Source organism: Caballeronia choica, assembly GCF_001544535.1.
GTDB classification, from domain to species: domain Bacteria; phylum Pseudomonadota; class Gammaproteobacteria; order Burkholderiales; family Burkholderiaceae; genus Caballeronia; species Caballeronia choica.
The window spans coordinates 13,009-37,227 of the sequence record NZ_FCON02000079.1 but is presented as its reverse complement, the minus strand read 5'-3'; the positions used below and the strand labels follow the sequence as shown (position 1 = coordinate 37,227).

Annotated in this window: 20 protein-coding genes and 1 pseudogene; 8 read left to right on the top strand and 13 right to left on the bottom strand. The window is 63.4% G+C overall.

All coding sequences use genetic code 11. From position 1 onward, the window contains the following. Nucleotides 1–45: 45 nt before the first annotated feature. Nucleotides 46–429 (bottom strand): BON domain-containing protein, encoded by a 384-nt coding sequence (locus tag AWB68_RS27535; protein ID WP_087647504.1) that lies wholly within the window; start codon nt 427–429, stop codon nt 46–48. A gap of 85 nt (nt 430–514) precedes the next feature. Further along, nucleotides 515–1,588, bottom strand: a complete 1,074-nt coding sequence (locus AWB68_RS27530; protein ID WP_087647503.1) for a porin — start codon at nt 1,586–1,588, stop codon at nt 515–517. Nucleotides 1,589–1,738: 150 nt separating this feature from the next. Between AWB68_RS27530 and AWB68_RS46930 the strand changes: the two genes are divergently transcribed. From AWB68_RS46930 to AWB68_RS27505, 5 genes are all read left to right on the top strand, one after another. Beyond that, nucleotides 1,739–2,047 (top strand): hypothetical protein, encoded by a 309-nt coding sequence (locus tag AWB68_RS46930; RefSeq protein WP_125483057.1) that lies wholly within the window; start codon nt 1,739–1,741, stop codon nt 2,045–2,047. After that, a complete protein-coding gene (locus AWB68_RS27525; protein WP_200828805.1) occupies nt 2,031–2,732 on the top strand; it encodes a Crp/Fnr family transcriptional regulator in 702 nt (233 codons plus the stop codon). The genes AWB68_RS46930 and AWB68_RS27525 overlap by 17 nt, the downstream gene beginning before the upstream one ends. 576 nt (nt 2,733–3,308) lie before the next feature. After that, nucleotides 3,309–4,028, top strand: a complete 720-nt coding sequence (locus AWB68_RS27515) for a 4'-phosphopantetheinyl transferase family protein (protein WP_160110072.1) — start codon at nt 3,309–3,311, stop codon at nt 4,026–4,028. Between the two features lie 556 nt (nt 4,029–4,584). Then, nucleotides 4,585–6,267: an FAD-dependent oxidoreductase gene (locus tag AWB68_RS27510; RefSeq protein WP_087647499.1), complete on the top strand. Its 1,683-nt coding sequence runs from the start codon at nt 4,585–4,587 to the stop codon at nt 6,265–6,267. A gap of 6 nt (nt 6,268–6,273) precedes the next feature. Continuing rightward, nucleotides 6,274–6,492, top strand: coding sequence for a DUF2783 domain-containing protein (locus AWB68_RS27505; protein ID WP_087647498.1), 219 nt, complete (start codon nt 6,274–6,276; stop codon nt 6,490–6,492). Here the strand turns inward: AWB68_RS27505 and AWB68_RS48360 are convergent. Beyond that, on the bottom strand, nt 6,465–6,611 hold the full coding sequence (locus AWB68_RS48360) for a hypothetical protein (RefSeq protein WP_160110071.1): 147 nt from the start codon (nt 6,609–6,611) through the stop codon (nt 6,465–6,467). The genes AWB68_RS27505 and AWB68_RS48360 overlap by 28 nt on opposite strands. A 14-nt stretch (nt 6,612–6,625) precedes the next feature. Between AWB68_RS48360 and AWB68_RS27500 the strand changes: the two are divergent. Beyond that, nucleotides 6,626–6,808 (top strand): annotated as a pseudogene (locus AWB68_RS27500) (class II aldolase/adducin family protein); the annotation flags it as partial. Between the two features lie 30 nt (nt 6,809–6,838). Here AWB68_RS27500 and AWB68_RS27495 read toward each other — a convergent pair. The 7 genes from AWB68_RS27495 to prpB all read right to left on the bottom strand — a co-directional run bounded on the left by AWB68_RS27495 (nt 6,839) and on the right by prpB (nt 16,237). Next, a complete protein-coding gene (locus AWB68_RS27495) occupies nt 6,839–7,609 on the bottom strand; it encodes an ATP-binding cassette domain-containing protein (protein WP_087647497.1) in 771 nt (256 codons plus the stop codon). After that, nucleotides 7,609–8,598, bottom strand: coding sequence for an ABC transporter permease (locus AWB68_RS27490; RefSeq protein ID WP_087647509.1), 990 nt, complete (start codon nt 8,596–8,598; stop codon nt 7,609–7,611). The genes AWB68_RS27495 and AWB68_RS27490 overlap by 1 nt, the downstream gene beginning before the upstream one ends. Nucleotides 8,599–8,606: 8 nt before the next feature. Beyond that, on the bottom strand, nt 8,607–9,686 hold the full coding sequence (locus tag AWB68_RS27485; protein WP_087647508.1) for a sugar ABC transporter substrate-binding protein: 1,080 nt from the start codon (nt 9,684–9,686) through the stop codon (nt 8,607–8,609). 537 nt (nt 9,687–10,223) lie between these two features. Next, nucleotides 10,224–11,405, bottom strand: coding sequence for a 2-methylaconitate cis-trans isomerase PrpF (gene prpF, locus AWB68_RS27480; protein ID WP_087647496.1), 1,182 nt, complete (start codon nt 11,403–11,405; stop codon nt 10,224–10,226). A 64-nt stretch (nt 11,406–11,469) separates the two neighbouring features. After that, nucleotides 11,470–14,067 carry a Fe/S-dependent 2-methylisocitrate dehydratase AcnD gene (gene acnD, locus AWB68_RS27475; protein ID WP_087647495.1) on the bottom strand — a complete coding sequence of 866 codons (2,598 nt, stop codon included), beginning with the start codon at nt 14,065–14,067 and terminating at the stop codon, nt 11,470–11,472. Nucleotides 14,068–14,137: 70 nt separating this feature from the next. Then, nucleotides 14,138–15,304, bottom strand: a complete 1,167-nt coding sequence (gene prpC / locus AWB68_RS27470) for a bifunctional 2-methylcitrate synthase/citrate synthase (RefSeq protein WP_087647494.1) — start codon at nt 15,302–15,304, stop codon at nt 14,138–14,140. Nucleotides 15,305–15,340: 36 nt separating this feature from the next. Beyond that, a complete protein-coding gene (gene prpB / locus AWB68_RS27465; RefSeq protein WP_087647493.1) occupies nt 15,341–16,237 on the bottom strand; it encodes a methylisocitrate lyase in 897 nt (298 codons plus the stop codon). Between the two features lie 189 nt (nt 16,238–16,426). Between prpB and prpR the strand changes: the two genes are divergently transcribed. Next, on the top strand, nt 16,427–18,391 hold the full coding sequence (prpR, locus tag AWB68_RS27460) for a propionate catabolism operon regulatory protein PrpR (RefSeq protein WP_087647507.1): 1,965 nt from the start codon (nt 16,427–16,429) through the stop codon (nt 18,389–18,391). 39 nt (nt 18,392–18,430) lie between these two features. Next, complete coding sequence (locus AWB68_RS27455; protein ID WP_087647492.1) at nt 18,431–19,270, top strand: hypothetical protein; 840 nt, start codon at nt 18,431–18,433, stop codon at nt 19,268–19,270. A gap of 479 nt (nt 19,271–19,749) precedes the next feature. Here the strand turns inward: AWB68_RS27455 and AWB68_RS27445 are convergent, their stop codons facing one another. From AWB68_RS27445 to AWB68_RS27435, 3 genes are all read right to left on the bottom strand, one after another. Further along, nucleotides 19,750–21,195, bottom strand: a complete 1,446-nt coding sequence (locus tag AWB68_RS27445; RefSeq protein ID WP_087647490.1) for a YeiH family protein — start codon at nt 21,193–21,195, stop codon at nt 19,750–19,752. A 201-nt stretch (nt 21,196–21,396) separates the two neighbouring features. Next, nucleotides 21,397–22,758: a TldD/PmbA family protein gene (locus AWB68_RS27440; RefSeq protein ID WP_087647489.1), complete on the bottom strand. Its 1,362-nt coding sequence runs from the start codon at nt 22,756–22,758 to the stop codon at nt 21,397–21,399. Further along, nucleotides 22,755–24,194, bottom strand: coding sequence for a TldD/PmbA family protein (locus AWB68_RS27435; protein ID WP_087647488.1), 1,440 nt, complete (start codon nt 24,192–24,194; stop codon nt 22,755–22,757). Before AWB68_RS27435 ends, AWB68_RS27440 begins: the two co-directional genes overlap by 4 nt. Between the last annotated feature and the right edge of the window lie 25 nt (nt 24,195–24,219).

The window sequence follows — 24,219 nt, the reverse complement described above, 5'->3', positions numbered from 1 at the left end:
CGGAGGTATCGTGAGAGAACGGCGCCTGGCGCCTAAGCCTGAACGTCAGGTCGATGAAACGCTGCGCGTATCGACGCGCAAGAGGTTCTTCACCGACTTCACGCCGGCGACCTGCTGCGCGACTGAGACAGCGAGCGTGATCTGGCTCACATCGGGCACCATCCCGGACAGGGTGACGGCGCCGTCCACGGACTTGACGAAGATTCGCGTCGAATCCAGGCCCTTCGTTCGTGCGAGCGCCGTGCTCACGCTGCGCGTCAGCTTCCGGTTTGCCGCGCGCGTGGCCTTGGCCGACGACGCGTCCTGTACGGCAGAAGCCGTATCGGCTGCGCTGCCGGCGGGTGTGTCCGCCGTCTGCGAGACTGCATTCAGCGCGAACGACGCGAAGGTCGCTGCAAGAAGGGACTTCAAGAGTTTTGACTGGATCATGCGGTTTCTCGTTGAGTAAAAAAAGTCCAATGACGCTGGAGCCAACGCGCCCCGGTAGTCGGGGCCCGGGCTCGATAGCGCTGAATCAGAACTGGGTCATCAAGCCGACGGAAACGCCCGTGACGCCGCTTCCGCCGCGCGCTATGCCGAGCGCCGCGATGTTCGTCGGATCGGTCTTGTACGCTCCCGACAGCCCATTGCGGTCGACTTGCGCATAAAGTTCGGTACGCTTCGACAGATAGTATTCGGCGATCGCGTAATAGGTCACCTTGTGTCCATTCGCGTTGGGGACATTGCCCAGATTGCTTGCGATGTCGTCGTAGAACGCGGCGGTCAACTGGAACGACGGCGTGACCTGATAGACGATGCCGCCGTCGGGTACTTTGTCGCGCCGCTCGGGTGCGCCGGCCGTGCCGGTCACGGTGAACGTCGTATAGTTGCCATAGATGCGCACGGGGCCGACCTGCCACGCTGCCCCTGCCTGAACGTTCTGCGCCCATTGCGAAGCGTCTGCGCTGTACGACCTTTGATAGGAAGCGCCGCCCAGCAGCGTTCCGAACTGATACAGCGCGCTGGCCGCATAGTTCGAGCCGGCACGTGTGTTCCCGGCCACGCCGCCGAACGAATAGCTCGCGTCGAGCGTCAGGCCCCGGAATTTGTTCCTGTACTTGACCGTGTTGTTGAAGCGGGAGTCGAATCCGGAAAACGGACTCGTATCGATGAGCACCAGCGGCACGTTGTAGATGCTCTGGCCGCGGCCGTTGGTCGGATCGAGAGCCAGCGCGGTATCCTCGAACGCATTGAACTGGCGGCCGAACGTCAAGCGTCCATAGTTCCCGTCGATTCCGACCCAGGCAGCGTTGGCGAACATGACCGGCGTTCCGCCCACCACCTTGGCGAAATTCCCGTTGGAAGTGAAATAGGGCGACTGCAACTGGAAGATTGCCTTGATGCCGCCCCCGAGATCCTCGGTGCCGCTGATCCCGAAGTTATTGTTGGCGACGATGCTGTTGTCATACGCCACGGTGGAACCGCCCTTCGTTCCGTTCATCCATCGAACGCCGCCGCCGACCGTGCCGAACAGCGTGACGCTCGATTGGGCATGTGCAAGGCTCGTCGTCGCGAGAAGGGCTGTTGCGAGGTATATCTTCTTTTTCATTCGGTCTCCAAACCATGTGTTCGTGACGTTTTCCTGCTTCATGCGAACGCCCATGTTTACATCAGAGGATCGGCGGACGTTGCCGCGCGGATGCGCCGCGCGTCGTCGCGCACTGGCCGTGCTTGACACGGGCGGCGCGAAGCGGGATTCTTGGACAAGACTCTGCGGGCGTCGTTACGCAGGGTTCACGACGCAATCGTGCAGGCAATGATGCTCAGAGTGCGGTTGCCCCTGGGCGAACGCGATTCATTCGATGCGTTCAGGGCAAGGCATGCGACAGTCTTCGCGGATGCGTTGATCGATGCGCGCAAGAGCGGTATGAAGAGCTTTCGTGACCATGGCGATTTGCTTGCAAGTGACAGAGACCCCATGGTGCTGGACCGCTCGCGGGCAGAATGTTCAATTCTTATCAATCTAGGGCTAATGCCGATGCATTCCCATCATGCAAGCCTTCGCTGAAAACCCCTGGTTCGGAAGCCTGCCCAAGGCCGAGGCCGATGCGCTGCTACGCGCGGGCAGGCCGATGAAACTGGGTCAGGGCACGTTTCTCTATCAACAGGGCGATTCGTTTGACGAACCGTTCGGGGCGTTCTTTGGTGTCGTCAAGGGTTTGATCAAGCTGTCCATTCTTCATCACGACGGCAACGAAGCGATTATCGCGGTCGTCGAGGCGGGCAACTGGTTCGGCGAGGTGGCGATTCTCGATCCGTTTCCACGCGCGCATACGGCGGTGGCGCTGGAGGATTCGGAACTGCTGAGCATCGGCGCCGACGCATTCAATGCGCTGATGAGTCAGAATGCATTTGCACAGGCCATTGCAAGACTGGTGGCAGTGCGCTTGCGGCTGGCGTACGGATTGATGACCGACTCGGCGCTGCAAAGCACGCGCGAGCGAGTGAGGCGCCGGTTGGTGCTGCTGGCGCATGGGGATGTCACGCAGTTGCGCAGTGGCCGCAGCACGATTACGACTTCGCAGGACAACTTGGCCATGATGCTCGGCATCAGCCGCCCGACGCTCAACAAGGAACTGCAGGCGCTGGCGAAACTGGGCGCGATTACCTTGCGCTACGGCCGCATTGAAATCAGGGATATGGAGTTGTTGATCGGAGGGAATGGACGCGACGGTGGCGCTAACCCCGTTTGATGCACTGGCAGCCCAAGCACACCCACTCCCGCCGACTATCGCGCTGACGGCCCGGTCCATTCACGCACATGCGCCGCGCGCTCCGGCCGCGCTACCCGCTGCGAAGCGGACCTTGGCGGGCCGACAAACAGAAACCCCAGCAGACGTTCCGACGATTCGAACCCGAGCGCGGCATGCAACCCCGCATCGTAGGCAACCGCGCCCGTCGCCCAGAACCGCCATACCCAAGCGCGTGAATCGCGTTGAGCATGTTCATCGTGGCGGCGCCGACCGAGAGCAACCGCTCGACCTCGGGAATGTGCGAGTCACCCGCCACGGCCGCCCCAAGCGCGATGATCAGCGGCGCGGCGTGCGCGCGCTGACAGCGATGCTCATGCATTTCGGCCGGCTCATCGGGTTCACGCGCACGAGCAACGTCGACGAGAACGCCGCTTGAACCTACGCAAATGGCAAGAGTGAACTTTTCATTGAGATAACACCGATAATAGGAAGCAGAACTAGATCATCGGCGAGTTTCGACGCTAATGCAGATTATTGTCATTTGTACGGTGTGACATGAATCGGGGAAAGAGCGCAATGAACGACAGCGCCGCGCGTCTCGCGGCGCTCGGCCGATGGCCTGCGGACGTCGAGGTCTGGCAGGTCCGCGTTTCGACGGATCTGGACGTCATGCTGCAGCAGCAAGGCTTTCTCGACGCGGCGGAGCTTCAGCGCGCGAACGCCTTCCGGCGGACCGAAGACCGTGCCCGGTTCATGACCGCGCGGTACGCGTTGCGCGTGCTTCTGGGCGCGCGCGTCGGCGTCGCACCGCAAGCGCTGCGCTTTGCCTCCACGGGAAACGGAAAGCCGACGCTCGAATGCCGGCCGGATCTTTCGTTCAACGTTTCGCATTCTGGCGCATTTGCGTTGATCGCCGTGTCGGCGGCGCGACTCGTCGGCGTCGATATCGAGCGAGCCGATGCCGCTTTCAACTGGCACACCATCGCCGATCTGGTCTGCACCGACGACGAACGACGCGAGATCGAACATCTTCCGGCCTGGGAGCAGGCGCTGCCGTTCCTTCGTTGCTGGACTGCGAAGGAGGCGCTGTTGAAGGCGCTGGGAATCGGGATCGGTTCGGAGTTGCGCGCGGTCACGGTGAGGCCGTTCGCGGAAGGCGCGCAACGGCCGACGGCGGCTCCCGGGTCGGCGGCGGCCGACGCTGCCGCGCTGAGTTTTCAGTGGCTGCACGAGACAAACGAATACGTCGCATGCGTCGCTTATGGCGACGAGGGCAGCAGCGCGTCCGCCCGTTGACCGGGCATGCGGGACGCAATGCGAACGGCACCGGTTCTTGCGACGCCGATCTCGGCCAGTGACAATCGAGCATCGCGCTGCGCCGTCCGGCGCGCCTGAGTCTTCGATATCGCTCCAATGCCAACCATCAGCGCTCTGTGCTCGGGGCGCAGGCGCACCGCGAGTGGAATTTTCCCGACGATATCTGATGCAAGGGCGCGTGCTGCCGGATTTAGCCGGCGCCACGCGCCGTCGTCGTGTCGCCGATGACCCAGCCGCCGCCGAGCGAGCGCGATAGATCTGACAGTTTTCTTTTCACCCTCCCGCTGTCTGACCCAGTAACGCAACTAACTGTCAACAAGTAATACGCCTTGCAGTTTGCTAAGGCGCTTTAGAGATAAAGCACAACGCATAGGTTTAGGCTTGAGGTCTTCAGAGTTCCTTGAAGGACCAGCAGTACCACTACCCGGCACTAGGGTAAACACAGATTTGCGTACACCAAAAGCTTTATACAATGCCAAACATTAGCAAGGAGCAATACTAATTGCTATAAACTAATTCAACACACGGAGAGGTCATGCAGATCGACTATCAAACGCTGCGGTTCGACTACAAACGGGCCGCCGACCACGACGCCGACGCGCCCACCGTTTATCCGGTCGTCGTGATCGGCGCGGGGCCTGTCGGGCTTGCCGCAGCGATCGATCTGGCCCAGCAGGGCGTGCGCACCGTGCTCGTCGACAACGACGACACGCTCTCCAGCGGATCACGCGCGATCTGCTTTGCCAAACGCACGCTCGAAATCTTCGACCGCCTCGGCTGCGGCGACCCGATGGTCGAGAAGGGCGTGAGCTGGAACGTCGGCAAGGTGTTCCTTCAGGACGAGCTGATCTACACGTTCAACCTGCTGCCCGAAACCGGCCATGCGCGCCCGGCGTTCATCAATCTCCAGCAGTATTACGTCGAAGGCTATCTGGCCGAGCGCGCGCAGAAAACGCAAAACCTGCAGATGCGCTGGAAAAGCACCGTCACCGGCTTGACGCAACACGACGGCTACGTCGAACTGCAAGTCGACACGCCGGATGGCATCTATCCGCTGCGCGCGCAATACGTGATCGCCGCCGACGGCGCACGCAGCGCGGTGCGCAACGCCCTGGGCCTCGACAGCCATGGTCGCACCTTCAAGGATCGCTTCCTGATCGCCGACGTGAAGATGAAGGCGTCGTTCCCGACCGAGCGCTGGTTCTGGTTCGATCCGCCGTTTCACCGCAACCAGTCGGTGTTGCTGCACCGGCAGCCGGACAACGTGTGGCGCATCGACTTCCAGCTCGGCTGGGACGCCGATCCGGTCGCGGAAAAGCAGCCGGAGCGCGTGATTCCCCGCGTGAAGGCGCTGCTTGGCGAAGACGCCGAATTCGAGCTGGAATGGGTGAGCGTCTATACGTTTTCGTGCTTGCGCATGGGCAGCTTCCGGCATGGCCGCGTGCTGTTCGCGGGCGATTCGGCGCATGGCGTGTCGCCGTTTGGCGCACGCGGCGCGAATAGCGGCGTGCAGGACGCGGACAACCTCGCCTGGAAGCTGCGGCTGGTGGTCAACGGCGATGCGCCGCCCGCGCTGCTCGACACGTATGCGTCCGAGCGCGAATACGCCGCCGACGAAAACATCCTGAACTCGACGCGCGCCACCGATTTCATCACGCCGAAGAGCGCGGTGTCGCGCATGTTCCGCGACGCGGCGCTCAAGCTCGCCAAGGATGCCCCGTTTGCGCGACGCATCGTCAATAGCGGCCGCTTGTCGGTGCCGGCGGTGCTGCGCGACTCGCCGCTGAACACGCCCGACGAAGCCGCCGACGCATTCACCTGCACGATGGTCCCGGGCGCGGTCTGCACCGACGCGCCGGTGCAAGTCGACGGCAAGGACGCATGGTTCCTGAACCAGACGGGCGGCAGCGCATTCACAGGCATTTATTTCTGCGGCCTGGGCGACGACCTCGACGCATGCGCCAGGCGGCTCGCCGCGTTGGCGGACCTTCCGGTTCCGGTCCGGTCGCTGATCGTCGTGCCGCGCGGCGCGGCGGTCAAAGCGGCGCCGGGCGTGACCGTCGTCGAAGACCTTGAAGGCATCGTCACGCATCGTTTCGATGCGCGGCCCGGCACCTTTTATTTGCTGCGTCCCGACCAGCATGTCTGCGCGCGCTGGCGCGCCCTCGACGCCGCATCGATCGGCGCGGCCCTCAATCGCGCAACGTGCAACGGATGAACCATCATGAACAAGCTCAACATCGAATCGAACATTGCTGATCCGGACGCTTTCTACGAGAGCCTCATCGACGCGCACAACGGCCTGACCGAGGAAGAAAGCCACTTCATGAATGCCAAGCTGGTGCTCTTGCTGGCGAACCATATCGGCGATGCGGACGTCTTGCGTGAGGCGCTCGCACAGGCACGCGCGGGCGTTCAGTCGTCGGTCTCAGGGGCGGTCTGACTCTCGCGGTAAATCCAGTCGCGGAATTCCGCTATCTTCGATGAGTTGCGGTCGGCCACCCGATAACACGCGAAATGCGTTTCGCGGAAGATCGGTTTGAACAGTCCTTCGCCGAGCATCACAAGTTTCCGGCTCGCTCGAACGTGTCTGTCAGCAGCAGTTGCTTGTCGAGGCTTCGGGGGTCAAGCCTACCTTTGTGACGCCAGAACGGGCGCGCTATAGCCGTGAACACGTCGGCAGTTCGTTCATCGGCTGGCTGCATTTTCAGACGCTGTACGATCAACTGGTTGCCACGCAGCCCGACATGTTCGATTGATTCCTGGGCGCGGATCACCGGGCCTCTGTGTCACTGCGCCGAGGTCCGCATTGCCCGGTACTCGCGTCGCACGATGTCCATCAATTCCTCGACCGACGTGCTGGCTGCCTCCCGCTGGTAAGTCACACGTCCACGCTGCATCAGCATTACGCGATCCGCGATGTCGAGCGTCTGCGCGTAGTTGTGCATGATCATCACGATGGACAGACCGCCTTTTGCCTTGAGGCGAAGGATCAGGTCGATGATCAACCCAGCCTCGCGGGCGCCCATCGCGGCAAGCGGTTCGTCGAGCAACAATATCCTTGCATTCGAATTGACCGCGCGCGCGACCGCGATGGCCTGTCGCTGCCCGCCGGAAAGCTGCTCGACGGGAAGATCGACCGAGGGCACATGCACGCCGATTTCTTCGAGGCACTCCGCAGCGCGTTCCCGCATTGCGCGATTGTTCAACAGGCGAAATGGCCCTCGACGGATGATTTCCCGATTCAGGAACATGTTGTGATAAATGCTTAGCGAGTTGGCAAGCGCCAGATCCTGATAGACGCATTCGATGCCCAGCGAGCGCGCGTGATCGACCGAGCGGAGCATCGTTTCCTCGCCGCCCACAAAGAGCTTGCCGCTCGTCTGCTGATGAAAGCCGGTCAGGATCTTGATCAGCGTGGATTTGCCTGCGCCATTGTCGCCGAGGATGCCGAGGATTTCGCCCTGCCTTAGCGTGAGCGTCACGCCATCGAGCGCGGTGACCGGGCCGAAACGCTTGACGATGTCCTCGCCGCGCAACGCCTCCATGACCTCGGACATCACAATTCTCCCTTGCGCGCGAGACGAACGACGTGGATGTTGAAGATCATCGCCCCGAGAATGGCCGCGCCGAGAATCATGTTGAAGGTGAACGCGTTGATGCCGATCAGCGTGAAGCCGTCATTGAGGATGCCCAGGACCGCCGCGCCGATCAGGCCGCCGATGATCGTGCCGGAACCTCCGGCTAACGGCGTGCCGCCAATGACGGCTGCGGCCACCGCCAGGAACATGATCTGGTTGCCGCCCGCTTGCGGATCGATCGACGTGATGCGGAAGGCTTCCAGTATTCCGGTGAAGCCAGCCAGCAGTGCGGCAAGAATGAAGTTGCCGAGTTTAAGCCGTCTGACCTGTATGCCCGCTTCGCTTGCGCCCAGCGGATTCGCGCCCGACGCGATCGTATGCAATCCCCAGCGGGTGTGACGGAGCAAAACGTGCATCGCGGCGGCAATGGCGAGGGTCCAGATGATTTCGCTATAGCCCCATTCGCCCATGAACGGCGCGAGCGCGGAATTCTCCGGCGGCGAGACCGGCGTGCCACGCGAGATCGTCAGCGTGAGGCCGTTCACGAAGAACAACGTACCCAGCGTCGTCACAAAAGATGGGATGCGCAGGTACACCGTCACCGCGCCGTTGACCAACCCGACCAGGGCCGCCGCAATCACGCCGACCAGTATGGCAAGCCATGGGGGCAAACCTGCCTCGAGTGCGAAATGCATGATGAAAGGCGCAAACGCAAAGACCATCCCCGCCGAGAGATCGATCTCCCCGCCGATCATCAGCATGATTTCGCCAAAGGCGATGATCGCCACCGGGGCGATGAACTGGGAGAGGTTTTGCAGACTCGCGCCGGTCAGCAGAAAGTCGTGGTTGACCGTCTCGAAGTAGACGCAGAGGATGAGCGCGACCGCAAAGATGCGGATCTCGCTGGATCGCCCGAGCGCGTTCGACCACCGCCTCGGGCGCCTGCCGGCCTTTTGGACGTCCGTCACGGAAGACGTCACCCTTTGATTGCCCCCGTGCGTGGCACGATCTGGGCTTTCGTGCTCTTGCCTTCATAGCGCGTCGAAGTCGTCAGGTACGGATCGACTGAGCCCTTGGTCACGAACTTCAGGCCGGTGTTGATATTGGCCGGTCCAACGAGTCCACCGGACGCAAGAAAGGTGAAGGCCTCGACCACGGTATAGAAGCCCTGCACGTAGGGTTGCTGGTCGATGGTGAAATCGAGGAAGCCGTCGTGGATCAGGTCGACGGTGCGTGGCAACAGGTCGAAGCCACCGCCGTGCACGCCCTTCGCGGGCAGGTTGGACTCCTTCATCACTTCCGCGACGCCCTGGGTACTGCCCGCGTCGACGGCGAACATCCCTTTGAGATCCTGGTGACCGAGAAAGAACGATTTGATCTTGGAGAGTTCTTCGTTGACGGTCGCGCCAGTCGCGATGGTTTGCACGTCGATCTTCTTGCCCGACTTCTTGATGGCGGCCACCGCGCCGTCGAGTCGCGGCTGAATGTTGAGCTGTCCCGGCGTCGCGATGAAGAGCGCGACGAGGCCGCTATCGATGAGACTCGCGATGCGTTCGCCCATCTGGTAGCCCGACAGATACAGGTCCTGCCCGATATACGCGAGGCGCGGATTCGAGGAACCCGAAGGCGCATCGGCGTTATAGGCGAACACCGGAATGCCGGCGTCGAGCGCGGCCTGGATGGGCTTGTCAAACGCCTTGGGATCGACGATCGGCACGGCGATCGCGTCAGCTTTGGCGGCAATCGCCGCATTGACCGCATTCACCATTTCGGCGATGTCGGCATTGGCCGAGCCGGTCCATTGATAGTCCATCCCAAGCAGGGCGGTGGCGTCCTGAATGCCGTATTGCGTCGGCACGAAAAACGGGTTCGTCGTGACATGATTGACGAATACGATCTTCCAGCGCTTGTGTGCCGGGAACGAGCCCGCTTCCGCGGCTTGCGCCGGCGTGATCGCGCCGCCCAATAGCGCCATTGCCGCAGTCAAGCCAGCGCCCTGAAGCAATCCGCGACGCATGGTCTGCACTTCGTCTTTGTCTTCCTTCTCTTGCGCCATCATCTCAGTCTCCCGTCTTCCAGTTGTTAAACACTTCACTGTGCATGACGGCGCAGGCCGGTACCGCACCGGAGCCGGGCATCACTCCATCGACGAAACCGTGTGCACGCGCGTACGCATGATTACCCTCAGAAAATCCTATATCACGCACTTTTACCTATTAATCAATGTATACCCTTAACTAGTCGGACTATTTGAATTATTCGGCGTCGTCTTGGCTTTGCATGTTCGCATTCCACACTGCATCGCAACACGACGAAGGGAGCGACTTGATTAACGAATGTAGTCCTGTGTCATCAGTTCGGTTTGCACCATGTGCCACCTTAATAGTCTTACTATCGACGGTGATTTGAGTGCACATGGGCCAATGCTTGTTTCCGGGAACGATCTGATCGGCGTGACCTTGACCAAACGAAGAAAGGGAGCCGCGAGGCTCCCTTTCTTCCTTCACTACCGCTGTTGTCGCGCACCTTGCCAGGGCGGAATCAGGTGTTGTTCATACCCGCGCCACCGCGACCCAGGAAGCGCCAGCGAAAATCACCCCGGAACCCGCACCCATCCCTCCATCAGCACCCGCGCGCTGCGGCTCATGATCGCCTTGGTGACGGTCCATTCGCCATCGCCCCGGCTCGCCTGCGCGCCGACTCGCAATGTCCCTGACGGATGGCCGAACCTCACGGCGTCCCGCTCACCGCCGCCGGCGGCAAGATTCACCAGCGTGCCGGTGATCGCCGCCGCCGTGCCGATGGCGACCGCCGCCGTGCCCATCATCGCGTGATGGAGCTTGCCCATCGACAGCGCGCGCACCAGCAGATCGACGTCGCCGGCAGCAACCGCCTTCCCGCTCGACGCGACATACCCGACCGGCTTCGCGACGAACGCGATCTTCGGCGTGTGCTGCCGGCTCCCGATCTCGTCGACGTGTTTGATCAGGCCCATGCGCACCGCCCCGTGTGCGCGGATCGTCTCGAACTTCGCGAGCGCCTTCGGATCGCTGTTGATCGCGTCCTGCAATTCGGTGCCCGTGTAGCCGATCGCCTCCGCGTTCAGGAAGATGGTCGGGATGCCGGCGTTGATCATCGTCGCTTTCAGCGTGCCGATGCCCGGCACTTCGAGATCGTCGACCAGATTGCCGGTCGGAAACATCGCGCCGCCCGCGCCGTCTTCCTCGGCGGCCGGGTCCATGAATTCGAGCCGAACTTCGGCGGCCGGGAACGTCACGCCGTCGAGTTCGAAGTCGCCGGTTTCCTGCACCGCGCCTTTCGTGACCGGCACGTGCGCGATGATCGTCTTGCCGATATTCGCTTGCCAGATGCGCACGACCGCGACGCCGTTATCCGGCACGCGCTCGGGATCGATCAAGCCGCTCGTGATCGCGAACGGCCCCACAGCGGCGGAGAGATTGCCGCAGTTGCCGCTCCAGTCCACGAAAGCCTTGTCGATGGCGACCTGGCCGAACAGGTAGTCGACATCGTGATCGGCCTTGCTGCTCTTCGCGACGATCACGGTCTTGCTCGTGCTCGATGTCGCGCCGCCCATGCCGTCGATCTGCTTGCCGTACGGGTCCGGGCTGCCGATCACGCGCAAGAGAAGCGCATCGCGCGCGGCGCCCGGCACCTGCGCGGCTTCGGGCAAGTCCTGAAGGCGAAAGAACACGCCTTTGCTGGTGCCGCCACGCATGTAGGTGGCGGGAATCCTGATCTGTGGAGCGTGGGTCATGGCGATGTGGTCTGCGTGGTTGGGGGACGGCACGCAACGTAACGTGCCGTCCGTTTGGCGGTGTTCAGGCAGCCGCTTTCGACGATTCGAGGAAGTCCTGCGCGAAGCGTTGCAGCACGCCGCCCGCTTCGTAGATCGAGACTTCTTCCGCAGTGTCGAGGCGGCAGGTCACCGGCACTTCCACGCGCTCGCCGTTTCTGCGATGGATCACGAGCGTCAGGTCGGCGCGGGGCTTGCGTTCACCCGTCACGTCGAACGTCTCGGTGCCGTCGATGCCGAGCGTCGTGCGATTCACGCCGGGCTTGAACTCCAGCGGCAGCACGCCCATCCCGACGAGGTTCGTGCGGTGAATGCGTTCGAACCCTTCCGCGACGATCGCCTCCGCGCCCGCGAGACGCACGCCCTTGGCGGCCCAGTCGCGCGACGAACCCTGGCCGTAGTCCGCGCCCGCGATCACGATCAGCGGCTGCTTGCGCTCCATGTACGTTTCGATGGCTTCCCACATGCGCGTGACCTTGCCCTCCGGCTCGATGCGAGTCAGCGACCCCGCCTTGACCTTGCCGTCCTCGACCGCCATTTCGTTCAGGAGCGTCGGATTGGCGAAGGTGGCGCGCTGCGCGGTCAGGTGGTCACCACGGTGCGTTGCGTACGAGTTGAAGTCTTCTTCCGGCAGGCCCATCTTCGTCAGATACTCGCCGGCGGCGCTGTCGGCCATAATCGCGTTCGAAGGCGACAGATGGTCGGTCGTGATGTTGTCGCCCAGCACGGCGAGCGCGCGCATCCCGGTGAGCGCGCGAGCGCCTGCGAGCGCGCCTTCCCAGTACGGCGGGCGGCGGATATAGGTGCTCTGCGGACGCCAGTCGTACAGCGGCTTCGCTTTCTCGCCGGTGTCGGCGGTGACGGCGAACATCGGCTCGTACACCTTGCGGAACTGCTCGGGCTTCACGCTCGAGGCCACGATCGCGTCGATCTCTTCATCCGACGGCCAGATGTCCTTGAGCCGCACCGGATTGCCGTCGGCGTCGGTTCCCAGCACGTCCTTCTCGATGTCGAAGCGGATCGTGCCGGCAATCGCGTAAGCGACCACCAGCGGCGGCGAGGCGAGGAACGCCTGCTTCGCGTACGGGTGGATGCGTCCGTCGAAGTTGCGGTTGCCGGACAGCACGGCGGTCGCATACAGATCGCGGTCGACGATTTCCTTCTGGAGCACGGGATCGAGCGCGCCCGACATGCCGTTGCACGACGTGCATGCATACGCGACGACGCCAAAGCCCAGTTGTTCCAGTTCCGGCATCAGGCCGGCCTCTTCCAGATACAGCGTCACGGCCTTCGAGCCCGGCGCGAGCGACGTCTTCGCCCACGGCTTGCGCGTGAGGCCGGCCCGATTGGCATTGCGGGCGAGCAACCCGGCGGCGATCATGTTGCGCGGGTTGTTGGTATTCGTGCAGCTCGTGATCGCGGCGATGATCACGGCGCCGTCCGGCATCAGGCCGGGTTCGTTCTCGACCTTGCCGCTGATGCCGCGCGCGGCCAGTTCGGACACCGGCAGCCGGCGATGCGGATTCGACGGCCCGGCGAGCGTGCGCACCACCGTCGACAAGTCGAACTTCAGCACGCGCTCATACTCGGCGTTCTTCAGGGTATCGGCCCAGAGGCCGGTTTCCTTCGCGTAGGTTTCCACCAGCTTCACGAGCTGGTCGTCGCGGCCGGTGAGCTTGAGGTACTTGATGGTCTGCTCGTCGATGTAGAACATCGCGGCGGTCGCGCCGAACTCGGGCGCCATGTTGGCGATGGTCGCGCGATCGCCGAGCGTCAGGCTCGCCGTGCCTTCGCCATAAAACTCCAGATACGCCCCGACGACTTTTTCCTTGCGCAGGAATTCGGTCAGCGAGAGCACCACGTCGGTGGCGGTGATGCCCGGGCCGGGCTTGCCGCTCAGTTCGACGCCGACGATATCCGGCAGACGCATCCACGAAGCGCGACCCAGCATCACGCTTTCGGCTTCGAGGCCGCCCACGCCGATCGCGATCACGCCGAGCGCATCCACCATCGGCGTGTGCGAGTCGGTGCCGACCAGCGTGTCGGGGAAGGCCACGCCGTCTTTCACCTGCACGACCGGACTCATGCGTTCGAGGTTGATCTGATGCAGGATGCCGTTGCCCGGCGGAATCACGTCGACGTTCTTGAACGCCTTCTTGGTCCAGTCGATAAAGTGGAAGCGGTCTTCATTGCGACGATCCTCGATCGCGCGGTTCTTCTCGAACGCGTCAGGATCGAAGCCGCCGCATTCGACGGCAAGCGAGTGATCCACCACGAGTTGCGTCGGCACGACCGGGTTGACCAGCGCCGGATCGCCGCCTTGGGCTGCAATCGCATCGCGCAGGCCGGCGAGGTCGACGAGGGCGGTCTGGCCGAGGATGTCGTGGCACACGACGCGCGCCGGAAACCACGGGAAATCCAGGTCGCGCTTGCGCTCGATGATCTGCCGGAGCGACGCCGCAAGCGTGGCCGGCGCGCACCGGCGCACGAGGTTCTCGGCGAGCACGCGCGAGGTGTAGGGCAGGGTGTCGTAGGCGCCGGGCTGGATCGATTCGACGACGGCTCGCGTGTCGAAGAAATCCAGCTTCGTGCCGGGCAGGGGCTTTCGGTTAGCAGTGTTCATACCGTGGGGACTAATAGTAGTGACGGGGGATCGTTGCCGGGCGTCCGGAACGATTATCCCCCTTTGCAGCTCAGCGCTTCGCGAGCGGCACGAACGGCAGGTCTTCGGGACCGGTGTAGTTTGCGCTCGGGCGAATGATCTTGTTGTCGATGCGCTGCTCGATGATGTGCGCGGCCCAGCCGGACGTGCGCGAAATCACGAAGAGCGGCGTGAACATCGCGGTCGGCACGCCCATCATGTGATACGACACCGCGCTGAACCAGTCGAGGTTCGGGAACATTTTCTTCGATTCCCACATGACCGTTTCGAGCCGCTCGGCGATGTCGAACATCTTCATGTTCTCGGCCTCTTGCGACAGCTTCTTCGCCACGTCCTTGATCACGCCATTGCGCGGGTCCGAGATCGTGTACACCGGATGGCCGAAGCCGATCACGACTTCCTTGTTCTCGACGCGCCGCTTGATATCGGCTTCCGCTTCGTCGGGCGTCTGGTAGCGCGACTGGATCTCGAACGCGGCTTCGTTGGCGCCGCCGTGCTTCGGCCCGCGCAGCGCGCCGATCGCACCGGTGATCGCCGAATGGATATCGGAACCCGTGCCCGCGATCACGCGGCCAGTGAAGGTCGATGCGTTGAACTCGTGCTCCGCGTACAGGTTGAGCGACACGTGCATCGCGTCGACCCACGACTTCGACGGCGCGACGCCATGCAGCAGGTGCAGGAAGTGTCCGCCGATCGAATCGTCGTCGGTTTCAACTTCGATGCGCCGGCCGCTGTGCGAAAAGTGATACCAGTAGAGCAGCATCGAACCCAGCGATGCCATCAAACGGTCCGCGATATCCTTCGCGCCCGCCACGCTGTGGTCGTCCTTCTCGGGCAGCACCGTGCCGAGCACCGACACGCCGGTGCGCATCACGTCCATCGGGTGTGCGGAAGCCGGCACGCATTCCAGGGCGAGCTTCACGTTGGCGGGCAGGCCGCGCAGCGACTTGAGCTTCGTCTTGTAGGCGGTGAGTTCCGCCTGCGTCGGCAGTTTTTCATGGACCAGCAGATACGCGATCTCTTCGAACTCGCACGCACGCGCGAGTTCGAGGATGTCATATCCGCGATAGTGAAGGTCGTTGCCCGTCCGGCCGACGGTGCACAGCGCCGTGTTGCCCGCAGTCACGCCCGACAATGCGACCGACTTCTTCGGTTTGAACGTGCCGGTAGCCGGCGTGGTGCTGTCTGCTTCGCTCATTTTGGTGTCGTCTCCAGCTTGAAAGTTACTTGGTAGTTACTTGGTTGCGGCGAACAGCGCGTCGAGTTTGTCTTCGTACGCGTGATAGCCAAGGTATTTGTAGAGGTCTGCCCGCGTCTGCATCGTCGGCACGGCGGCCTTCTGCGTGCCGTCGCGCATCGTCGTTTCGTAGAAGTTGAGCGCCGCCGCGTTCATCGCGCGATAGGCGCCGCAGCAGTACAGCGCGATGTCGACATTGGCCTCGCGCAGCTCGCTCGTCGTGAAGAAAGGCGTCGAGCCGAATTCGGTCAGGTTCGCGAGGATCGGCACCTTGACGGCGGCCTTGAAGCGGCGATAGTCGTCGAGCGACTGCATCGCTTCGGGGAAGATCATGTCCGCGCCCGCTTCGACGTAGGCTACCGCGCGCTCGATTGCGGAATCGATGCCTTCCGACCCCGCCGCATCGGTGCGCGCCATGATGACGAACTGGTCGTCGGTGCGCGCATCGACGGCGGCTTTCACGCGGTCGACCATTTCAGCGGTCGGCACGACTTCCTTGCCGGGCCGGTGGCCGCAACGCTTCTGGCCGACCTGGTCTTCCAGATGCACGGCCGCCACGCCCGCCTTGATGAACGAACGCACGGTGCGCGCGATGTTGAATGCGCCACCCCAGCCGGTGTCGATGTCGACGAGAAGCGGCAGGTCGGTTGCATCGGTGATGCGGCGCGCGTCGATCAGCACGTCGTCCATCGTGCTGATGCCGAGATCGGGAATGCCGAGCGAATTCGCAGCAACGCCGCCGCCCGACAGGTACAGCGCCTTGAAGCCGACCGCCTCGGCCATTTTTGCGGCATAGGCGGTGATCGCGCCGACTACCTGCAGGGGTTGTCCTTCGGCCACTGCCGCGCGGAATTTCGCGCCGGCACTGCCCGGTTCCTTCTTGGGTCCGTTCATTGTTCGCTCCAGTTGATGGCCTTCTTATAAGCAAGAGGTGGGCCAGCGTGATAGATTTTTTTAACTCATTGATTTTGTGGAAATATTCCAAACCACCTTAACGCTGGCCGAGTTCCAGCGTGAAATCTGGATTTCATTTCAGAAACACGGCGCATAATATTCGACTTCCCCCAGAGTATGCTTTTTGCCATGAAATCACAGCCATCCGATGCCGATGCAGGCGACCGTCCCCGCCTCTGGGCGATGGGGATCAGCCGATTGCGCGACCTGTTCTTCGATATTTCCAACGAGTACGGCGACCGGGCCGATTTGCGCGTGGTGCCACGCGGATTCGAGGACGCCGTCAAGGAAATCGAAGCGGCCGGCGACGCACGGCCCGATGTGATCGTCGCGGGCGGATCGAACGGGGCGTACCTGAAGCCTCGGGTCGCCGTGCCTGTCGTGCTGATCAGTCCGACCGGCTTCGACGTGATGCATGCGCTGGCCCGCGCGCGGCGGGAAGCGGAGTCGGTGGCGCTCGTCACGCATGGCGAGACGCCCGACGAGGTACGGCGGTTCGCCGCCGCCTACGGTATCGACGTCGGCTTCGCCTCGTATCGATCCGTGGAGGACGCGGAACTTTGCGTGCTCGATCTGCGCGACCGGGGCGTCGGCGCGGTCGTCGGTCCGGGACTCGTCACCGATCTGGCGGCGCGCGCCGGCATGAAGGCGGTGTTTCTCTACTCGCGCGACTCCGTGCGTGCTGCTTTCGATACCGCACTCGATGTCGCGCGGGCGACGCGCGGTGAAGCGTTGCGCCGTCAGCGGCTCGACAACCTGTTGCAGCACATGCGCGACGGCGTCGTCGCGCTCGACGCGCAGGGCAAGGTCGAGGCGATCAACCGCAGCCTTGCCGCGGTGCTCGGCATCGACGCCACGGAGGCCGTGGGCCGCACGCTGCTCGAACTCGCGCCCGATATCGCAGGCGCATTGCCGGATGCCGACGGCGAGGCGCTGGGTTCGGTGCGCGGCGTGAGCTATGTCGTGCATCGCGGGCCGCTCGCGAACAACGGAGCGGCGGCCGGAACGGTATTGACGTTCCAGGAGTCGCGGGCGGTCGAGCGGCTTGATCGCACGCTGCGCTCGACTCAACGCACGCGGCAATTCACGGCGCGTTATCGTCTCGACGATTTGATCGGCGACAGCCCATCGATGCAGCGCGCTCGCGCGCTCGTGCAGCGCTATGCGAAGTCGATCGCCACGTTGCTGATTCTTGGCGAAAGCGGCACCGGCAAGGAGATGGTCGCGCAGAGCCTGCATCAGATCAGCGCGCGGCGCGACTTCGCGTTCGTCGCGATCAACTGCGGGGCGTTTCCCGAGGCGTTGCTTGAAAGCGAGTTGTTCGGGTATGAGGAGGGGGCATTCACTGGGGCGCGTAAAGGCGGCAAGGCCGGGCTGATCGAAGCGGCGCATCGCGGGACGCTGTTTCTGGATGAGATCGGCGAGATGCCGTTGCCGCTGCAAAGCCGTCTGCTGCGGGTGTTGCAGGAACGCGAGGTCGTGCGGCTCGGCTCGACCGAGCCGACGCGCGTGGATATACGCGTGATCGCTGCGACGCATCGCGCGCTGACCGATGGTATCGAGGCCGGGACGTTTCGCGCGGATCTTTACTATCGGCTCAATATTTTGAATGTTGCGTTGCCGCCGTTGCGGGAGCGGACGGTGGATTTGATGCCGCTCGCGGTTGAGTTGTTGTTGCAAGTAGCGAAACGCGAGCCGCGATTGCGTGCGCGGGTCAAGAACGCCGAGGCGGCGTTGCGTGCATTGGCGGCGCTTGCTGAACCGCTGTCGAGGTATGCGTGGCCGGGGAACGTGCGCGAGTTGCAGAACGTGATCGAACGGATCGGGGTCGAGTTGGCGGATGCGGAGGGTGCCGGGCCAGCCGTGCTGACCAGCGATGATTTGCTGGCGATTGCGCCGGAAGTGTTCGAGACGCGTCCTGCGGAGCGAGACGAAGCGCTGACGCTTAGGGAGCGCAGCCGTCACGTCGAAGCGGACGAGATTCGGGCGGCGCTCGCTTCGCTTAATGGGGATCGCGAGGCGGTTTGCCAGGCCCTTGGTATCAGCAAGACGACGTTGTGGCGGAGGTTGAATGGGGGGAACGGGCGGAAATGACGTTGCCGCGTTCGAACCATCACGCGCTGAAGGTGTGCGGTGCTTCACTGGCCTCTGTCAGTCTATCTGCGTGTCCAGGAGTTCTTTGCGCTACACACCAAGCCCAAGGATTGGACGGCAAAGAAGCTGCTCCAGCACGTCGAAACAAAGCACATCGTCAAGGAAAACTATCCGGCCATTTCGAACTTCTGGCTTTCCGTCAAGGGCCAGTACATTCAGGGCGCCGTTCCTGGATCGCCGGACACGGACGAAAAGGCCAGGTTCTGGGGTGATTTCGACAGCGCCTATGCAAAGCTCGGCACGGATCCCAAGGCATTGCCGGCTGTCGTCAAAGGGCCGGAAATAAGAGCCCCCAATGCAGTGGGTTTCAATCCTAGAGCCGCGGATATCCTGGTCGATGACATCATCGTGCGGCGTTCCTGCAAGTTTCTGCTCTACGATTCGATCGGCCGAGACCAGGATATCGCTTACGTGCTCGACGACCTCGACCTGAACACGGTCGCCCAGCGGCTTCGCGTCGAGGAGACCACCGACAAGCTCGGCCCCAATACGACCGAACGCAAGGTGCCTGTCTGCACGAGCGAGCTGCGCGAGATATTCAGGCGGTGGGATTTTTTCGTCAGGCACCTCACGTTCTATACCAATTTCGTCACCTGTCTTGAACCTTGGTCGACCACCGGTCAGCAACACTGGGCGACCTACGCGAATCACCTCGCGGGCAAAATATTGCTCAATCACCCGGGCGCTGCAGTGGCGCGTGCGGGTGTGGCGCAGGCGCTCAATGCCGGGATGTATGTTCAGGCGATCGAGCGCTTTCACGAAATGAAACCATCGCGGTATCTGCCGAGCGCGTTCACGAATATCATCTCTTCGTATTGATCGGGTCTTGCCGCCCTTGCCGCCGATACTGCCGAGACGCGCCCGGCACCCGCATGACGCTCGACCTCAAGCACCCAAGGCAGGATCGCTCGCGCTATCCCGCCCTGTCTCGACGTGGCCGGCAAATCGCCGGTTGAACGTGCGATCCGAATCCGCCGCACTTGCACGTCATAGCAGTCGTACGCTTTGCGTAAGAAATATGACTCGACGCGGATCGGCAGGCCGGGAATCGCGAACGAAAGAAAAGGCGCGCTACGCCGCCCGGGCGAGCTCGAATTCCCCGCACGAATCCGCTGGCGAAACGAGCCGGTCATGAAGCCGGCAAAGGCGCGTCTCGCCGACGCTCGCGCCGAAAGCGGAACCGAAAGCAGTCAAGCCGGGAATGGCTGCTTCCAGCGCGTGACGGTCGTGATCGCAATGCGCGCAACGGCCGCAGATGCGACCAGTTGCGTCGCTGGCGGAGGTGGCGACATTGACCGTCATTGCCCGAGCGATGCCCAATAAGACCCGAACACGTGCACCGACAGCAGATAACCGATCACCACGTTGACCGCGACGCCCGCCGTGAACGCTATCAGCGGCTTCGCGCCCGTCGATGAAAGGCTGCCGAGCCGCGTCGTCAGCCCGATGCTGAGGAAGCAGAAGGTGAACGCCCACGTGCGCAGCGCGGTGATCGGCGCGACGAACGCGGGCGTGACGACGCTCCGGTATTCCGCCAGCGTGTAATGCCCGGCGATCCACGTGACGAGCGCCGACGCGATCACGAAACCGAACACGAACTTCGGAAAGCGCGTCCAGATTTCGCCGGCGGTCGTGTGCGTCTTGATGACGCCCGGTTCGTCGCGATCCCAGCGCGTCGTCGCGACGATGGCGAGCGCGAACGCCCAGATGCCGATCCAGATATCGCGGCCGACCACTTTCATCAGTGTGAACGCCTGCAGCGACGCTTCCGGCGCACCCGCGATCGCGCCTGCCGCGTGCTTCGCGAGATCGCCATAGGCTTGCGCGGCGGCGATGCCGGCGGCGTCGGCGAATTCGGACGTGCCGATCCACGCGCCCGCGATGCCGGTAGGCAAGCCGAGCGCGCGTGACACGAAGGGCAGCGCGAACACCATTACGATGGCCCAGACCACGACGAGAGTGATCGCCACCGACGCCTGTTCCCGCTTCGCGCGAACGGCGCCCGCGACCGCGATCGCCGCCGAGACGCCGCACACGGCGCCGCCCACGCCGAGCACCGCCGCGAAGCGCTTGTCCAGGCCGAGCGCGCGGGCCGCGAGAAAGATCACGAAGAAGGTGACGAGCGAGACGATGGTCGCCTGTCCAACCGCGACCGGGCCGGCCCACACGAGCAGTGTGAAGGGCAGCGTGGCGCCGAGCAGCACGATGCCGATCTTGATGTAGAACTCGACCCGCAACGCCGGCTGCAGCCACGCGGGCACCCGCAGCAGGTTCGAGACGATCAGCCCGAGCGCAAGCGCGATGAGAGGCGGTTCGAGGTTGTAGCGCGACGCGTTCGTCCAGGCGCCCGCGACGAAGATCAGCGCCGACACGACGAACACGGCGAAAAAGCCCGGCACGAACCGGACAAGGCTCTGGCCGAGCGCGGCGATGGCGATGCCGAACAGGATCGCGAAGACGACGAAGAGCGCGACGTAATTGGCGAGATGCTGTGCGAGATCGGCGCCAAGCTGCGCGCCGCTCGACCATTTGGCGGGCGCGACCGCCAGCCACTTGATGCTCGTGCCCGATGCGAACAATGCGTAGGCGAGCACGATGATGCCGAGACCGATCCAGACGGCCCACCAGTCTTCAGTGCTGAAGAGGCCGCTTCGCGCTTCGTCGGGGCGGCGCTGGGTTTCGCGACGGCGGGCCTCGTACGAGGGATCGATGGTTTGCGTGTTTGAAGGTTGTCTGTCGCTCATCGTCGACCTCATCGGGATGGAAGTTGAACAGGCGGCGCGTGCGCCATGCGGTCGCGAGCGTCATTCCGGTCGCAAGGATTCCTATCATACAAGCGTGCCGCTAGCGGATTATTGACAGCGAAGCGGCGCTAGAGCCAATACCGATTCGTTATGACCAAATTCATCAAATCGCACTATGCACCGCGCGTATTCCAGCGTCGGCTACAGCGTCAGCTCGAACGAGCGGGCGAGCAGCCCCGGCAGCTTCATCCCGCCCGTGGCCCGTTCACCCCAGGTCCAGTCGTTCAGCAGCAGTTCCGGCCCCGCGCCGAGCCGTTCGAGCTCGCTTCCGAGCACGCGATAGAGGCTGTCATCGAAGCGCATCGCCTCGACGGGCGCGACGATCCGGCCGTGCTCCACCCAGAACGTGGCGAAGCGCGTCATGCCCGTCAGACGGCAATTCACGCGGTCGGAGAAATTCACGTACCAGAGATTGCCCACATAGAGGCCCGTATCGAGCGCGGACAGCGCGTCGGCTTCAGGCAGGTCGCCGCCGTTCATCGAAAGCGCGACGGGCATCTCGTTCGCCTGTGCGCCATTTGGGCGCAGGCCATACTCTCGCGCCGTGCGCGCGTTGGTGAGCTGCCCGGCGCCGCGACCCTGCGCGATCAGCGGCACCGTTTCGCTCAAGTAGCCGTCTTCGTTGAAACGCGGGGCGATATCGAGGCCGAGGTCTTCGGTCAGCGTCACGCGCGGATCGAGTGAAACGTCGCCACGGTTCAGCCGGTAGAACTCGCTTCGCGCGGTGGCCTGCTGGCGCGCGGAGAACGCGGTGAACGACGCGGTCCCGATCAGTTCCTGAAGTGCGGAAGGCGCGAGATAGGTGCGATAGTGCCCAGGGGACAACACGCGCGGCGTGTGGCCAAGGACTTCCATCCGGGCCGCGGCCTGCTCGACCTTGCGCACGAAAACGTCCTCGCTCCAGTCGTCGCCGGCGTAGACGCTCTTGATCGCACGGCCGCTCGGGTCGCACAGCGACCAGCTAAAACTGAAATTGCCGACTTCGTACCATCCACGGCTGCCGAGCGACGAAGCGAAGCCGCGCACAATCGACCCGCCCGCGTAGAACCCGACGAAATCGAGCGCGGCAGCGTGCCGGGTCACGACGCGCGCCAGCGTTTCGGCGTCGGGCAAGGTGCCGCGACGATGCGTCGATTGCGCCCAGCGCGAGGTGTCGAACAGCAGGTGCGGATCGTCGGGCGCGTGACGCAGGCCGTCGCGGAGCGTGCCGAGCGCGGCGGCGATCTCGCGGCGATCCTCCGGCAAATCACCGCAGACGCTCAGCGTGGAATACGCTTGACGCTCGCCGTCGATCAGCCGCAGCGTGAGTCTGCCCTGGCGCACGTGGCCGGTCTGCCGCACTTTGCCGGCGTTGAAGCGCACGAAGTCTGAGTCTTCCGCCGATAGCGAAGTCAGCGCGACTTCGCCATCGGCAAGCAGTGCATCGATTTCATCGGCGAGCAGCGAGAAGTGGCGATGCCAGTCGCCCGGAGGCGCGCCGTTCGTGACCACGGCGGCCGTCATCGCGCGCCTCCGAATACGTCGATGCCGCTGAACACGCATGCGGGCGACGCATGGCCGACGCGCACGATCTGCATCGGCTCGCCTTTGCCGCACATCGATGTGCCGTACACGCCGCGTGTTTCCGCGTTGCCGACGGCGACGAGGTTGCGCCAGAAGTTCGCCGAGATGCCGCGATAATTCGGCTGCCGGACCACCTGCGTGAGCCGGCCGTTCTCGATCAGTTGGCCCCATTCGCAGCCGAACTGGAACTTGTTGCGATGATCGTCGATGGACCACGACGTATTCGTGCGCATCATGATGCCGTGTTCGATGCCGGCGATCATCGCGTCGAGCGAACTCGTGCCCGGCTCGATGTTGAGATTCGCCATGCGATCGATCGGCGGGCGATTCCAGCTCGATGCGCGGGAATTCGCCACGCCCGGCAGTTGCGCGCGCTGCTGCGACAGCGCGCCACCGAGCGCACGCTCGAGCAGGCCGTCGCGGATCAGATAGGCCTTGGTCGCCGGCGTGCCGTCGTCATCGAACGCGTAGGCGGCCGCTTCTCCGCGCTGTTCGGGATCGAACGTCACGTTGAGCAGCGGCGAGCCATAACGATAGTGGCCGAAGAACGCTGGCTTCACGAAGCTCGAGCCCGCGAAGTTGCGCTCGTCGCCGAGGATGCGGTCCAGTTCGAGCGGGTGTCCGATCGACTCATGTATCTGCAGCATCATCTGGTCCGGCATGAGCAACAGGTCGCGCGGCCCGGTCGGGCAGTTCGGCGCGGCGAGCAGTTGCAGCGCTTCGCCGGCGATGCGCGCGCCCGCGCCGTCGAAGCCGAACTGCGCGAGGACCTCGATGCCGCCCTGAGCGAGCGTGCCGTAGTCGCCGCCGAGCGTGCGAACCTGCGTGTCGCCGTGCGCGTGCGCCACGGCGGTGAATTGCGGCATCACGAGTGAGAAGCGCTGGTCGATGCGCACGCGGTCGCTCGTGAGAAAGGTGTGTTCGGTGCGCACGAGCTGGACGGCGGCGATGCGCTCGACGATGCGGTCGTCAATGCGCGCAGCGGCGCATTCGTGCGCTAGACGTAGAAGCCATTCGCGGCGGTCGGGCAGGACCTGCTCGACGCCCGGCGATTCATAGCCGCCGCTTTGCGTGGGACGAACCATCTGCCGGTGATCGATAAGCGATATCGACGCGCTCGCCTCTGCGCGGCGGGTCGCGACATCGAGCGCGGCCTGCAAGCCAGAGGGCGACAAGTCGGACGTGGCCGCGTAACCCGCGCCGGCACCGGACCACGCGACCAGCATTGCTCCACGCTCGCGCGCGGTGCGCAACGGCTGCACGACGTCGTTGCGCACTTGATGATCGTCGGTTCGTTCATCGACGATTCGCAGGGACCAGAAATCCGCGTTGCTTTGCAACGCTTGCGCGGATCGTGTGATGCGTTCATCCATCATCCGAGGTTCTCACGGTGCCAGGCAG

Bases quoted from the DNA above. Each gene is read 5' to 3' on its own strand.
- AWB68_RS27535 (WP_087647504.1), bottom strand. From the start codon at position 429: ATGATCCAGTCAAAACTCTTGAAGTCCCTTCTTGCAGCGACCTTCGCG.
- AWB68_RS27530 (WP_087647503.1), bottom strand. From the start codon at position 1,588: ATGAAAAAGAAGATATACCTCGCAACAGCCCTTCTCGCGACGACGAGC.
- AWB68_RS27525 (WP_200828805.1), top strand. From the start codon at position 2,031: ATGCAAGCCTTCGCTGAAAACCCCTGGTTCGGAAGCCTGCCCAAGGCC.
- AWB68_RS27515 (WP_160110072.1), top strand. From the start codon at position 3,309: ATGAACGACAGCGCCGCGCGTCTCGCGGCGCTCGGCCGATGGCCTGCG.
- AWB68_RS27510 (WP_087647499.1), top strand. From the start codon at position 4,585: ATGCAGATCGACTATCAAACGCTGCGGTTCGACTACAAACGGGCCGCC.
- AWB68_RS27505 (WP_087647498.1), top strand. From the start codon at position 6,274: ATGAACAAGCTCAACATCGAATCGAACATTGCTGATCCGGACGCTTTC.
- AWB68_RS48360 (WP_160110071.1), bottom strand. From the start codon at position 6,611: ATGCTCGGCGAAGGACTGTTCAAACCGATCTTCCGCGAAACGCATTTC.
- AWB68_RS27495 (WP_087647497.1), bottom strand. From the start codon at position 7,609: ATGTCCGAGGTCATGGAGGCGTTGCGCGGCGAGGACATCGTCAAGCGT.
- AWB68_RS27485 (WP_087647508.1), bottom strand. From the start codon at position 9,686: ATGGCGCAAGAGAAGGAAGACAAAGACGAAGTGCAGACCATGCGTCGC.
- prpF (WP_087647496.1), bottom strand. From the start codon at position 11,405: ATGACCCACGCTCCACAGATCAGGATTCCCGCCACCTACATGCGTGGC.
- acnD (WP_087647495.1), bottom strand. From the start codon at position 14,067: ATGAACACTGCTAACCGAAAGCCCCTGCCCGGCACGAAGCTGGATTTC.
- prpC (WP_087647494.1), bottom strand. From the start codon at position 15,304: ATGAGCGAAGCAGACAGCACCACGCCGGCTACCGGCACGTTCAAACCG.
- prpB (WP_087647493.1), bottom strand. From the start codon at position 16,237: ATGAACGGACCCAAGAAGGAACCGGGCAGTGCCGGCGCGAAATTCCGC.
- prpR (WP_087647507.1), top strand. From the start codon at position 16,427: ATGAAATCACAGCCATCCGATGCCGATGCAGGCGACCGTCCCCGCCTC.
- AWB68_RS27445 (WP_087647490.1), bottom strand. From the start codon at position 21,195: ATGAGCGACAGACAACCTTCAAACACGCAAACCATCGATCCCTCGTAC.
- AWB68_RS27440 (WP_087647489.1), bottom strand. From the start codon at position 22,758: ATGACGGCCGCCGTGGTCACGAACGGCGCGCCTCCGGGCGACTGGCAT.
- AWB68_RS27435 (WP_087647488.1), bottom strand. From the start codon at position 24,194: ATGATGGATGAACGCATCACACGATCCGCGCAAGCGTTGCAAAGCAAC.